General features: G+C 34.5%; 14 protein-coding genes. 4 read left to right on the plus strand and 10 right to left on the minus strand.

Annotated features, from left to right (window positions below; genetic code table 11):
• Window positions 1–12: 12 nt before the first annotated feature.
• The 10 genes from BUC29_RS08365 to BUC29_RS08410 form a co-directional block, all read right to left on the minus strand.
• On the minus strand, window positions 13–900 hold the full coding sequence (locus BUC29_RS08365; protein WP_073415976.1) for a fructose bisphosphate aldolase: 888 nt from the start codon (window positions 898–900) through the stop codon (window positions 13–15).
• A 90-nt stretch (window positions 901–990) separates the two neighbouring features.
• Window positions 991–1,917: a DUF4421 family protein gene (locus tag BUC29_RS08370; protein WP_244160799.1), complete on the minus strand. Its 927-nt coding sequence runs from the start codon at window positions 1,915–1,917 to the stop codon at window positions 991–993.
• 2 nt (window positions 1,918–1,919) lie between these two features.
• Window positions 1,920–2,822, minus strand: coding sequence for an oxygen-dependent coproporphyrinogen oxidase (gene hemF / locus BUC29_RS08375; protein ID WP_073415978.1), 903 nt, complete (start codon window positions 2,820–2,822; stop codon window positions 1,920–1,922).
• A gap of 5 nt (window positions 2,823–2,827) precedes the next feature.
• Entirely contained in the window at window positions 2,828–3,208 is a 381-nt protein-coding gene (locus BUC29_RS08380) for a hypothetical protein (RefSeq protein ID WP_073415264.1), read from the minus strand.
• Between the two features lie 76 nt (window positions 3,209–3,284).
• Window positions 3,285–4,310, minus strand: a complete 1,026-nt coding sequence (hemE, locus tag BUC29_RS08385; RefSeq protein WP_008465672.1) for a uroporphyrinogen decarboxylase — start codon at window positions 4,308–4,310, stop codon at window positions 3,285–3,287.
• A gap of 55 nt (window positions 4,311–4,365) precedes the next feature.
• The gene (locus BUC29_RS08390) at window positions 4,366–5,031 is read right to left on the minus strand and encodes a uroporphyrinogen-III synthase (RefSeq protein ID WP_073415266.1); all 666 of its coding nucleotides are present in this window, start codon (window positions 5,029–5,031) and stop codon (window positions 4,366–4,368) included.
• Window positions 5,031–5,954 carry a hydroxymethylbilane synthase gene (gene hemC, locus BUC29_RS08395; protein WP_073415268.1) on the minus strand — a complete coding sequence of 308 codons (924 nt, stop codon included), beginning with the start codon at window positions 5,952–5,954 and terminating at the stop codon, window positions 5,031–5,033. The genes BUC29_RS08390 and hemC overlap by 1 nt, the downstream gene beginning before the upstream one ends.
• Before the next feature lie 104 nt (window positions 5,955–6,058).
• Window positions 6,059–7,309, minus strand: coding sequence for a glutamyl-tRNA reductase (hemA, locus tag BUC29_RS08400; protein ID WP_073415270.1), 1,251 nt, complete (start codon window positions 7,307–7,309; stop codon window positions 6,059–6,061).
• 360 nt (window positions 7,310–7,669) lie between these two features.
• A complete protein-coding gene (locus tag BUC29_RS08405) occupies window positions 7,670–8,260 on the minus strand; it encodes a globin family protein (protein ID WP_073415272.1) in 591 nt (196 codons plus the stop codon).
• A gap of 16 nt (window positions 8,261–8,276) precedes the next feature.
• Complete coding sequence (locus BUC29_RS08410; RefSeq protein ID WP_073415274.1) at window positions 8,277–8,711, minus strand: hypothetical protein; 435 nt, start codon at window positions 8,709–8,711, stop codon at window positions 8,277–8,279.
• A gap of 367 nt (window positions 8,712–9,078) precedes the next feature.
• On the opposite strand from BUC29_RS08410, the gene BUC29_RS08415 reads away from it, so the two are divergent.
• From BUC29_RS08415 to BUC29_RS08430, 4 genes are all read left to right on the plus strand, one after another.
• Window positions 9,079–9,945 carry an AraC family transcriptional regulator gene (locus BUC29_RS08415; RefSeq protein WP_008465659.1) on the plus strand — a complete coding sequence of 289 codons (867 nt, stop codon included), beginning with the start codon at window positions 9,079–9,081 and terminating at the stop codon, window positions 9,943–9,945.
• Window positions 9,946–10,193: 248 nt separating this feature from the next.
• Window positions 10,194–11,207, plus strand: a complete 1,014-nt coding sequence (hemH, locus tag BUC29_RS08420; RefSeq protein WP_073415276.1) for a ferrochelatase — start codon at window positions 10,194–10,196, stop codon at window positions 11,205–11,207.
• 84 nt (window positions 11,208–11,291) lie between these two features.
• Window positions 11,292–11,840 carry a CopD family protein gene (locus BUC29_RS08425; RefSeq protein ID WP_073415278.1) on the plus strand — a complete coding sequence of 183 codons (549 nt, stop codon included), beginning with the start codon at window positions 11,292–11,294 and terminating at the stop codon, window positions 11,838–11,840.
• 135 nt (window positions 11,841–11,975) lie between these two features.
• Window positions 11,976–13,391, plus strand: a complete 1,416-nt coding sequence (locus BUC29_RS08430; protein WP_012023024.1) for a sensor histidine kinase — start codon at window positions 11,976–11,978, stop codon at window positions 13,389–13,391.
• Window positions 13,392–13,401 lie beyond the last annotated feature (10 nt).

Here is a 13,401-nt window from a genome sequence, read left to right on the forward strand (position 1 = left end):
CTTACGACTTACTTATGTAATCGAAGCCTTGTAAATAGCTTTAATTGTATTGCTTAGCGTTGTATCAAAATAAGCATCTGATTGGCCGGCACTAAGTCCTTCAGACAATGCTCTTGAAAAACTGGCGATTAATCCATGATTGTGTTCCAGTTTATCATTGGCTTCTTCTCTTGAATATCCTCCGGATAATGCCACAACCCGCACAACATGTGGATCAGAAATTAATTCGCTGTAAAAATTATTTACCGTTGGAATAGAAAGTTTCAGCATTACTTTTACATCTTTATCTAATAAATTAAGCTGTTTCTGGATTTCTTCTTTTAAAATCTGCTCTGATTTTTCTTTGTCAGGGCTGTAAATATCAACTTCAGGTTCAATAATCGGAACCAGACCTTTGGCGAATATTTGCTTTCCAACTTCAAACTGCTGTTCAACAACTTCACGAATTCCTTCCGGATTCGCTTCTTTAATCACAGAACGCATTTTGGTTCCAAATATATTTCGTTCTACAGCTCGCGTCAGCAATTCATCCAGATTTGAAATCGGCTTCATCAGCTGAACACCATTTGCAAGATCAGCTAATCCTTTGTCAACTTTTAAAAACGGAACGATATTTTTCTTTTTCCATAAATAATCTGCTGTCCATTCGCCGTCAATTTTGCGATCCATTGTGTTTTCAAACAAAATAGCTCCAAGAATATATTGGCTGTCAAAAGCAGGGCTTTTGATAATTCTGGTTCTCATTTCATGCACAAGCGTATACATTTCCTCATCATTTGTATAACTGCTCTCTTCAACGCCATATTGCGATAATGCCTTCGGAGTACTGCCGCCGCTTTGATCAAGAGCTGCTATAAATCCTTTTCCTGAATGCATACGATCTAATTGTTCATTGTTCAAATTTGCCATAATAATGAAATTTAGTTTGTATAAATCCTCGTTAATTTAAGCATTTTATTCGTAATTCATTGTTTATGAGTTCTAGTTTTTCTATAAACCAATTTTATCGTTAACCTTATCGTAGACTTCTTTTACTTTTTTCGGAGGATCGAATCGATAACCTACTGAAAGTTTTAAAGTAGCGATATTATCGTTTAGCCGCGGATCAACCTTATCATCCTGAGCAAAACTTACGGTATTAAGACTGGCAAAACCAAAGAAACGATCATTGTTATAGGTCAGTTTCAAATTAAAATCGGCTTGGTACAAAGCTGAGGTATCGCCGTCAATATCATTAATTCCTGCCCCCAAAGCAATTCCTGCCCCAATTAAAACCCGATCGCTTATTACGAAATTATAGAAATAAGATGGTGCCAATGTAAATACATACATATCTCCGGGTGACGAATCGGGAGTGTTCAAGTCCAGATTGGTGTAGTAAAAGGAGAAAGTCGGTATAAAACTTCCGGAACTTTTAGTCTGCCATTCATTTTGACTTACTAGTGTTTTAAAAGAAAATTTGTCATTAAAAATATAAGATGTAGAACCACCAATTTTCAAAGTACGCATATTGGGCAGTTGTGCAGTTACATTATTATCGTTGACATAAAATCCTTTTTGATTGATAAAAGTAAACGACTGCATCCATTTTTTGTAATAAAAACGAGTATTGAAATTAAAATGCTTCGAATGAGAGTCGCCTTTGTTTCCGCTAAGAAACTTTGGAGCGAAACCAACTGTAACATCTATAATTTTATAATTCAGATTAAAACCAATCTGTTCTCTTCGGTTTGGAATTAAATTTAAATATATTTTCGGATCCTGAATATCTGAAGCAATTTGAAAACTATTAGAAGTGTCCAGATAATAAACGCTGGCAGTAATTTTATCATTATATGATTTAAAATACGGATTTTGCAAAGTATCGTTTTGGGCAAAACACCCAAATGCACTTCCAAAAAACGTTAAATAAATCATTTTTAAATCCATTCACGCTGATTTTCCAAGACGTTTACTAATTTTTCTTCTTCGCTTCCAGGTTCGGCATGATGATCATAAACCCATTGTACATGTGGAGGTAAACTCATTAGAATACTCTCAATTCGCCCATTGGTTTTTAAACCGAATAAAGTTCCTTTGTCGTGAACGAGATTGAACTCAACATAGCGGCCACGACGGATTTCCTGCCAGTTTCTGTTTTCCGGAGTATAATCCAGATTTTTTCTTCTTTCCACAATCGGTACATACGCTTCAAGGAAACTGTTGCCAACTTCGGTTACAAAATCGTACCAGTTTTCCATCGACATTTGTTCATTTGCTTTGCAGTAATCAAAGAATAAACCCCCAATTCCGCGAGCTTCATTTCTATGTGCATTCCAAAAATACGAATCGCATTGTTTTTTATACTTCGGATAAAACTCCGAGTTATGTTTGTCGCAAGCTGTTTTACACGTTTGATGAAAGTGTTTTGCATCTTCTTCAAACAAATAATAAGGCGTTAAATCCTGTCCGCCGCCAAACCATTGTTCGATCACTTTTCCAGCTTCATCGTACATTTCAAAATATCGCCAATTGGCGTGGACAGTAGGAACCATAGGGTTTTTCGGGTGAATAACCAAACTTAATCCGCAGGCAAAGAAATCGGCTTCGCCTACGCCAAACATTTTTTGCATTGTTTCCGGAAGTTTCCCGTGAACAGCTGAAATGTTTACACCGCCTTTTTCGAAAACATTTCCGTTTTCTATAACGCGTGTTCTTCCGCCTCCGCCTTCAGAACGTTTCCATAAGTCTTCACGAAATTTTGCAGTTCCGTCAAGAGCTTCTAATCCGGCACAGATCTGGTCTTGTAAATTTTGTATGTATGCGTAAAATTTGTCTTTCATTCTCATTATTTTTTGGCTTTCGCCGAAGCAATTTTAGCATTTATTCCAAAAGAAAAAACCTTGCTTTCTTGTTGGATATATTGATAAATAGCCAAAGCTTTATCAGTAAAATTATAATTTTCTTCTTTGGAGAATTCAACCAAAATATCTCCGAATTGCTCCAAATGTTCCCAATCAAAATGAAGACGTATTAATAAAGTGATTAAATCTTCATTCGAAAAATCAATTAAACTTTCAATGTTTAACCCGAATTCTTTCAGCTGATTTTCAATATCAGTTATTTGCAAGTGACTCAAAGGATAAGGCACAAAAATAAGAGTTCGTAACGTTTTGAGGACGTTATCAATTCTTATTTTCTCTTCGTCTCTTAATCCTTTGTTGAGCATGTTTTTAAGTTGATTGTTGATGGTTTTTGGTTGATAGTTTTATTTCCAACAACCATCAACCAAAACTATCAGCTATTTATTGCCCGTATTCCTTAACTGCGTCAATAAACGCTTTTGCGTGATCTACAGGGATATTTGGTAAAATTCCGTGACCTAAATTTACAATATATTTGTCTTTTCCGAACTCATCGATCATTTCGTGAACCATTTTCTTGATAGTTGGAATAGGAGAAAGCAATCTGGAAGGATCAAAATTTCCTTGTAAAGTAATGTTTCCTCCAGATAAGTAGCGAGCATTTCTTGCTGTACAAGTCCAGTCAACTCCAAGTGCAGAAGCCCGGCTTTTACCCATTTCGCCAAGAGCAAACCAACATCCTTTTCCGAAAACAATAACTGGAGTGATATCTGCTAAAGCATCAACAATCTGGTTGATGTATTTCCATGAAAATTCCTGATAATCAGCTGGAGAAAGCATTCCTCCCCAAGAATCAAAAATCTGAACGGCATTTACTCCCGATTTTACTTTTTCTTTTAAGTATAAAATAGTTGTATCAGTGATTTTTTGCAATAAAGTATGCGCTGCAACTGGGTTTGAAAAACAGAATCCTTTTGCAGTATCAAAACTTTTAGAACCTTTTCCTTCAACTGCATAGCAGAAAATGGTCCAGGGCGAACCTGCGAAACCAATTAATGGCACTTCGTCATTCAGCATTTCTTTAGTCAATTTCACAGCGTCAAAAACGTAACCTAAAGTTTCATTTACATCTGGAACAAAAACTTGATTTACTTGTTCCATCGTACGAATTGGATTTGGAATAATTGGTCCTAAGTTGTCCTTCAATTCAACGTGAATTCCCATTGCGCGAGGCACTACTAAAATATCTGAGAATAAAATAGCAGCATCCGGAGCGATTCGGCGAATTGGCTGAACGGTAATTTCAGCAGCTAATTCTGGAGTTTCGCAACGTGTGAAAAAATCATATTTATCACGAAGCTCTCTAAATTCTGGTAAATATCTTCCTGCCTGACGCATCATCCATACCGGTGGACGCTGAACTGTTTCTCCTTTTAATGCTCTTAAAAATAGGTCGTTTTTTAACATGGTTTTTTTATGTTTAAACCTAACAGGTTTTTAAAACCTGTTAGGTTTGTTATTGTTATTTATATTCTTGAATTACATTTTCAATCACATCTTCAATCGTTGGTTGTTTTGCAACTATGATGTTTTTAGTAATTTTATGTAAAGCTTCGGCAGTGGTTTCGCCAATGCAAAAGCAAAGCTGCTTATGTATGGTGTTGTCTTTGAGGTAACTTTGAACTCCGGAAGGACTAAAAAACAAAACAGCTTCTGGATTTGCTTTTATTTTCTGAGGCAGTAGAGAAGTTTCGTAAACCTCAATTTCGTTAAATTTTATTCCGGCTTCTTTTAAAGCTTCCGGCAAAGTATCTCTTCGAAGATTACCGCTGAAAAAAGTATAACTTTCTTTGTTGTAAATCAACGATATAATTTCTGCCAAATCCGCTGCATAACCTGTGTAAGCCACAACATTGAATCCGTTTTCTGTTAAAAGACTTTTTGTTTTTAATCCAACACAATAAACGTTTTTCTTTTTTAGTTCTTCAGATTTTGGATGTGATAAAATACTGTGAACAGCGTTTTGGCTCGTGAAAATCAGACTTTCGTTAAGGTCTTTTAATTCGAAAGGTTTGTTTTCGGTTTTAATAAAATCGGCTTCTATTACTTCCAGACCAATTTTAACCAGCTCTTGTTTATGAAGAGGAGATAATACTTTAGTAGATAATATCTGAATTGAATTCGCCATTATTTTTTCAGTGATTCTTTAATCTTTTGCATCAATTCAGTTCCTCCATTATTCAAAATTTCCTGAGCAGAGTTGAAACCTAGTTTTTTCCACTCCGAAATATCAACCGTTTTATTGATTTCCAGTTTTTGTTTTCCGTCAATAGAAAGTAAAACGCCTTGAAAATGCAAAGTGTCTTCATCTTCATTATATTTTACCAAGGCTCCTATTGGGGCAGTACAGCCTCCTTCAAGAGTTCTTAAAAACTGACGTTCGATATGCGTACAGATTTCGGTTTCGATATCGTTTAGCTGCGAAAGGGCATCGAGCGTATAATTGTCGTTTTCCATTCCTACAACCAGCATTGCACCTTGTGCCGGCGCAGGAATCATCCAGTCTAAATTGATAAAATTTTCAGGTTTTAGGTTAATTCGCTCTAAACCTGCTGCGGCAAAAACAGCTCCGTCCCAATCATTATCCTGTAGTTTTTGCATGCGCGTATTTACGTTTCCTCGTAAATCAACTACGGTATGATTTGGGTATTTGTTAAACCATTGTGCCTGACGACGTAAACTTCCTGTCGCAATGGTACTTGAATTTGAAAAATCAGGATTTCCTTTGTGAACTAAAATGTCCAAAACATTGGCTCTTGGCAAAACTGCTCCCTGAACGATTCCTTTCGGTAAAGCTGTAGGAACATCTTTCATAGAATGCACCGCAATATCAATATCGCCATTAATCATGGCAATGTCAAGCGTTTTGGTAAAAATTCCTGTAATTCCCAATTCATAAAGCGGTTTATCAAGAATAATATCACCCTGAGATTTTACTGCCACAATTGAGGTTTTGTAACCTAAATCATTTAGTTTTTTCTCTACAGTGTGTGCTTGCCAAAGTGCTAATTCGCTGTCACGCGTTCCTATTCTGATTGTTTTTTCAGCCATGTTTTGTTTTTTGAACCATATAAGTTATATAAGTAAATTTAAGCAGTTTGGGTAAAACACAGTTTTTAAATGAACTTATATAACTTATATGGTTTAAATTGTATTTAAGATGCCTTTATTTTGAAGACTTTTTCGATCCATTCGATGCTTTCATCAACCATGGTATCGTCGTCTTTTAAATGATTTGCAAAATGAGTAGTGATTTTTTGAATGATTCGGTTACTGATGATTTCAGCTTGTGCTTCATTGAAATCAGCCATTTTTTTACTTTGAAAATCCAACTCTGAAGCTTTTATTGCGTTTAGTTTTTCTTTTAAAGCATTAATTGTCGGCGCAAATTTGCGGCCTTTCATCCACGCAATAAATTCTTCTTTAATTTCTTCGATGATCGCTTCAGCTGCCGGAATGTGTAATTTTCTGTTTTCCAGAGTTTCATCTGTCAACTGAGACAAATAATCCATATGAATCAAAGTTACACCTTCTAACTCCTCTACATTTTCATGAACGTTTTTTGGAATCGATAAATCCAAAATCAACAAAGGTTTTTTAAGATTCAAAATTGCTTTGTCAACTGTTGGGTTTTGTGCACCGGTTGCTACAACCACCACATCAGCTTTTTGAAGTTCTAAGTGCAATTCAGAATAATCTTTAACAATCAAATTTAGTTTTCCTGCTAGTTTCTCAGCTTTGTCTTTAGTTCGGTTGATTAAAGTAATGTGTTCGTTTTTAGTATGTTTTACTAAATTTTCACAAGTGTTTCTTCCAATTTTTCCAGTTCCGAAAAGCAAAATGTTTTTATTGCTGATATCTTCAACATTCTTTAAAATATATTGTACAGAAGCAAAAGATACGGAAGTAGCGCCAGAGCTAATTTCTGTTTCGGTTTTAATTCTTTTACTCGCCTGAATAACGGCGTTTACAAGTCTCTCCATAAAAGCATTGGCTAAGCCTAATGATTTTGAATGGGTAAAAGAAGTTTTGATTTGAGATATAATTTCGAAATCGCCAAGAATCTGACTATCTAAACCAGTTCCTACGCGAAATAAATGATTAATTGCTTCCTGATTTTTATAAACGAAACCAACTCTTTGAAAAGCATCAACAGAACCGTTGCTGTTGTCGCAGATAAGTTTGATTAATTGAAATGGATGTTCTGCAAAACCGTAAACCTCGGTTCTGTTGCAGGTCGAAGTTACTAATAAACTTTCTATCCCATCGTTTTTAGCCTGTTCAAGCAAACGCGTCTTTGCAATTGCATCCAAACTAAATTGACCTCTGACCTCAGCATCAGCTTTTTTATAACTCAGACCAACTGAGTAAAAATAAAGGTGTTTCGGTACGTTATTGTTTTCCATAAATTCACTTTCATAAAAGTGCAACAAAATTATTATTATACCGTTGATAAAAATAACGCTAAAAGTACTTTTTGTGTCGCTGTATGTTTTTTTGATTATAAACGTATCATTTTATTTAAAAATCAGCACTTTTATAGCAAAATCAAGTCGTTTGAAATGTTTTGTTTAGAGTCGTTCTAAATAAATTAAAGCAAATGGATAAAATTTGACTGTAAAAAAATATCGCTGAGGGTTCAAAAATTCAAAACCGAATTTTTTTAAATTATTTACTACCCAATTGGCGTTATTTTTTACTAAAAGTGGGATTAAATAAAAAGCGCCATCTTAAAGATTTAAAATAGCGCTTTTAGGGAAAGAAAATTATTTTTGAACGATTGGAGTTCTTAATGATTCTAAAACTGCAACGATATCTGTGTAAAGTTCTGTGTTTGAAGCAACACCATTTGCATTTGCGGCAGCACCAACATAACCTTCAAATTTTGTATAATCTGCATTGCTGGATTTAGTTCCCATTCTAGGGTTTTTTGCAGGATCGTGCGCAGCTGACATACTTAAACCTGAATATGTGTTTACAGCATTTGTTCCACCTGTATTAAAAGAAAAGAAATCAGTAAGATTATCTGATAATTTTGCAATATTAGTAGCCTGTGTATTTCCTGTTTCTGCAAGAAGAGGAGCAAAGTGTGCCTGTAAATTACCTGAAGCATTAGACTGAATATCAGCTACGATTAATCCTATGGTAGAATTTACAACTTTGCGGAAACTCAAACGGCCTTTTTCAATCATTTGTCCTGAATTATCAGGATCTGATACCATTGTAGTTCCTCCTAATCTCTCATAAATAGTTGGTTTTTCTGCCGGAGTGTTATTGTCATCGTCGTTGCTGCATGATGTTAATGATACCGCTGCAATAATCAATGCGCCAAGCGTAATTTTAGAAAAATTTTTCATAATAAATATTTAAGGGTTAATTAAAAAACTGATTGATTTTTTTTGACAATTTGTAGCTGTAACTATTTTGATCTATAGGACAAACTTCCTGGTTGGCCAGATTAGCAGGTAATATGTAACGTTTAGCATCATAATTGCCTTTGCTCATTAATTCGTCATATACTTTTTTTGAATTAGTAATCTTATTGTTATGAAAATAGACTACGACGTTTCTTTTTACGATTATCGAATCGGACGTTAATCCTTTTATGGATCTTAAATCTGCGCAAATCTTTTTCGCAGCAGCAGAATCTATGTTTTCTTTAAAATCAATCCTGCTTACCTGAAGATTTGGACTTTCATAAACTGCTGGTTTTGCTGTAATTATGTGGAATACCAAAATGGCGAAAAACAACACTCCTGTTATTAAAACCGCCCAAAGTCCTTTTTTTACTATTTTGTTAATTTTCATAAAAGCTTTTATTTAATTATTGATTTAGTTTTTTAGCATTTATTTACGTGCGGTTTTTATAATTGGTTTTATTAAAATGCAACAAATTCTTAATTTAGAACAGTTATAAATACTATAGGAAATAATTGATGTTTGTTTTTAAGAAGGATTAAGATGAAAATCAGTAAATTAACACTATCAAAACCAAGTTTGACTTCGATCGCTTTATGATAAAATTGAGCCGAAAAAGAAGGAAAAGATGTTGAAAGAATAAAGAAATTATAAATTTAGAAGCAAGTAAACGATAAACCCATCAAAATGATTTAATTTTGAAAACCAAATTATCGTTTCAGCAAAAATCAATTACAACTTGAATAAAGGAATCAAAATGGAGGAAGAAATAAAAATTGAAGACGACTTTACGCTAATCAGGTTTCAGAACGATAGTTCGGAGCCTTTTTATGCGCAGCATGAAATAGGTACGGGACTGATTCAGTTTCACTTCGGAATAAAAGGAAATGCAAAATTTTTATTCAATCAGGGCAATTATGCTTTAGAGCTGAAAGAAGAAAAATCACTCCTTTTATACAATCCGCAGAAAGAATTGCCTCTTAATTTAGAATTGGCGCCAAATTCCTGGGTTATTTCGGTAATTGTTTCTATTAAAAAATTTCACGCATTATTTTCTGCCGAAGCCGATTATATTACTTTTTTAAGCCCTGATAATAAGGACAAAAAATATTACAACGAAGGAAATATTAGTCCGTCTATGGCAATTGTGTTAAGCCAGTTGTTTCATTATAATCTTCATCCATCTATAAAAAACCTTTATTATAAAGGAAAAGGATACGAATTATTGAGTTTGTATTTCAACAGAACCGAAGATCCAAATGCAGAACAATGTCCGTTTTTGATTGATGAAGAAAATGTATTGAAAATCCGAAAAGCAAAAGAAATCGTAATTGCTAATATGGCAGAGCCGCCAGGGTTACAAGAATTAGCAGATGAAATTGGTTTGAACTTGAAAAAGCTGAAAATGGGTTTCAAACAAATTTATGGCGATACGGTTTATGGTTTCCTTTTTGATTATAAAATGGATTTCGCCAGAAAACTTTTAGATAGCGGTTCTTATAATGTAAACGAAGTCGGATTGAAAATCGGTTACAGTACAGGAAGTCATTTTATAGCAGCATTTAAAAAGAAATTCGGAACAACACCAAAAAAATATTTGATGTCAATTAATGCGAATGTTTAAGTTTTTTTTTCGCCACGACCCGAGCGATAGCGAGCTGGCTAAGCAATTCATGAATTAATCTGCTTTAATCTGTGTAATCCCGATAGCTATCGGGAGCGTGAAAAAATTTCTCGAATTAGCTAAATCAATTTTAGATATTCTATAATAATTAAAAAGTAATAAATATCATATTTCGAATAAAGTACAGCGTTTACTTTTGCCGAAATTTTAAGAACAAAATAAAAAGCTTAAAGAAAAAAGAAACAATAATGAAAGGCGTATTATTAGTAAACTTAGGTTCTCCGGACAGTCCAACTCCAAAAGATGTAAAACCGTATTTAGATGAATTTTTAATGGATAAATATGTGATCGATGTACCATATTTATTGAGAGCATTGTTAGTTCGCGGTATTATTTTAAGAAAAAGACCAGAAGAATCGGCACATGCTTATTCAAAAATCTGGTGGGAAGAAGGTTCTCCGTTAATAGTTCTTTCAGAAAGAATGCAGCAAAAAGTACAGCCTTTAGTAAATGTTCCCGTATCGCTGGCAATGCGTTACGGAAGTATGACAATCGAAAAAGGACTGCAGGAATTAAGCGATAAAGGAGTAACAGATGTACTGCTTTTTCCATTATATCCACAATATGCAATGGCTTCGACTTTGACTATTTTAGTCAAGGCAGAAGAAATTCGCAAAAATAAATTCCCTCACATGAAATTTACTGATGTTCCGTCATTTTACAATAAACCGGACTACATCAAAAACTTAGCAGATTCTATTCAGAAACACTTAGTTGGATTTGAATATGACCATTTATTGTTCTCTTATCATGGAATTCCGGAGCGCCATATCCGTAAAACCGATGTTACAAAATCGCATTGTAAAATTGACGGTTCATGCTGTAACACGCCATCACCGGCACACGAATTCTGCTACCGTCATCAATGTTATGAAACAACAAAACAAGTCGTTAAATTATTAGGTCTTCCGGAAGATAAATACAGCCTGACTTTCCAGTCTCGTTTAGCAGGTGATAAATGGCTCGAACCTTATACAGATGTTGAAATTGATAACATGCCGTCAAAAGGAATTAAAAAATTAGCAGTGGTAACACCAGCTTTCGTTTCAGATTGTTTAGAAACTTTAGAAGAAATCGCAATGCGTGCCAAAGAAGATTTTGAAGCAAATGGAGGAGAAGAATTCTTAGCTGTTCCTTGTTTGAATGACGATGACGAATGGTGCCAGACGGTTGCGAACTGGATTAATGATTGGACTAAATAATATTTGTTTCAGGTTTAAAGTTTCAAGTTTTTCCAAAGTTGATGAACTTGAAACCTGAAACCTGAAACCTGAATCAAAACAACAATGGAATACTACAACTATCTAAAATCACTGCATCTTATTTTTGTAATTACCTGGTTTGCCGGTTTATTTTATATTGTACGTTTGTTTGTGTATCAAATCGAAGCCAGTGAAAAACCTTCGCCAGAAAAAGAAATTCTTCAGGCGCAATACAAAATAATGGCCTACCGTTTGTGGTATATTATTACATGGCCATCGGCAGTTTTGGCAAGTATTTTTGCTTTTTGGATGCTGTTTTTTACTGATGCCGGGCATATTTGGCTTACACAACCCTGGATGCACGTAAAATTATGTTTCGTTTTCCTTTTATATTTATATCACGGAAAATGCCATCAGATTTTTAAACAATTACAAAGAGATGAGGTAAAATATTCCAATAATTTTATGCGTTTGTGGAATGAAGGCGCAACTATTATTCTGTTTGCTGTTGTCTTTTTAGTAGTTTTAAAAAGCGCCATCAACTGGATTTACGGCGTAATCGGAATTATTTTATTTTCGGTTTTAATTATGCTGGGATTCCGTTTTTATAAAAGAATTAGAGAGAAAAAATAGTTTTTTAGTTTCAGGTTTCAAGCTGCCAAAAGCAACGTAACTGAACTTGAAACCTGAAACCTGAAACAAATAAAACAGATGTTGAACAACTTCAAAATGTCAATGCTATCGCTTCGTACCAGGATTTTCCTGTCGATGATTGTATTGATTGTTGTGGCATCTTTTTTATTGGCATCGATTTCGATAATTCAGTTTAAAACCGAGGCAAAAGAATACCATCAGGAACGTTTAGAACGAAAAGAAAATGCGGTCAAAGAACACATCAATTATGTGCTTTCAACTACAACATATCCGCTGAAAACCCAAAATCTGGATTTGATTTTCAAAGATAAAATCCATGAACTTGCACAGATTCACAAAATCGAAATCAATATTTACAGTCTGGACGGAAAACTTTTAAAATCATCTAAAGAATCTTTTGCTGTTGATAAAATCGCACCGCCAATTCCGGAATATATTCTAAAACTGGTTCGTTCTTCCATCGAAAAACGTTTTGTAGACATTAAAACCATCGACGGAGTTAAGAACAGATCTTCATACAGTTTAATTAAAGACGAAAAATTCAAACCACTCGGAATTCTCAATCTTCCGTATTTAGAAGACGACGGTTATTATGATAACGAATTAAATACTTTCCTCATTCGTTTGAGTCAGGTTTATTCATTTATGCTGATTGTGGCTTTTGCTTTGGCATATTTCCTTTCAACATACATCACCAAATCATTAAAAACCATTTCAGATCGTTTGGAAGAAACCAATCTGGATCAGAAAAACGAGAAAATTGTTTTAGAAGCAAATAGTAAAGAAGTCAATTTCCTTATTAAAGCGTATAACGGAATGGTCGACAAACTCGAAACGAGTGCCATAAAATTAGCACAAAGCGAGCGTGAAGAGGCCTGGCGCGAAATGGCGAAACAAGTTGCACACGAAATTAAAAATCCGCTTACGCCAATGCGTTTAACGGTTCAGAGTTTTCAAAGAAAATTCGATCCAAATGATCCTGATGTTAAGCAGAAGATGAATGATTACTCCGAAACTTTAATTCAGCAGATAGATACGATGACGTCTGTGGCTTCGGCATTTTCGAACTTTGCTTCGATGCCGGCTCAGCAAAATGAAACCCTGAATGTTGTTGAAGTAGTAGAATTGGCTTTGGATATTTTTAATGAAGATTATATTTCTTTTGAAAAGGAAGAAGAAGAAATTATTTCCAAAATGGACCGTACACAGCTGATTCGTGTGATTACCAATTTGGTTAAAAATGCCACTCAGGCTATTCCCGAAAGTCAGTTTCAAAAATCGATTATTGTTACCGTAAAAAGACGAAATAATAATGTTGAAATTGCAGTAAAGGATAACGGAATTGGGATACAGAAACAAGATATAGGCCGAATTTTTGAACCAAAATTTACCACCAAAACCAGCGGAATGGGGCTTGGACTTGGAATTATCAAAAACATTATAGAAAATTACAAAGGAACAATTACCTTTGAATCAACTTACGGAAAAGGAACCACTTTTAGAGTTTCTTTACCTATTACAAACTCTTAAATTCATCGTC

The organism is Flavobacterium defluvii, assembly GCF_900129555.1.
Classification (GTDB): Bacteria; Bacteroidota; Bacteroidia; order Flavobacteriales; family Flavobacteriaceae; genus Flavobacterium; species Flavobacterium defluvii.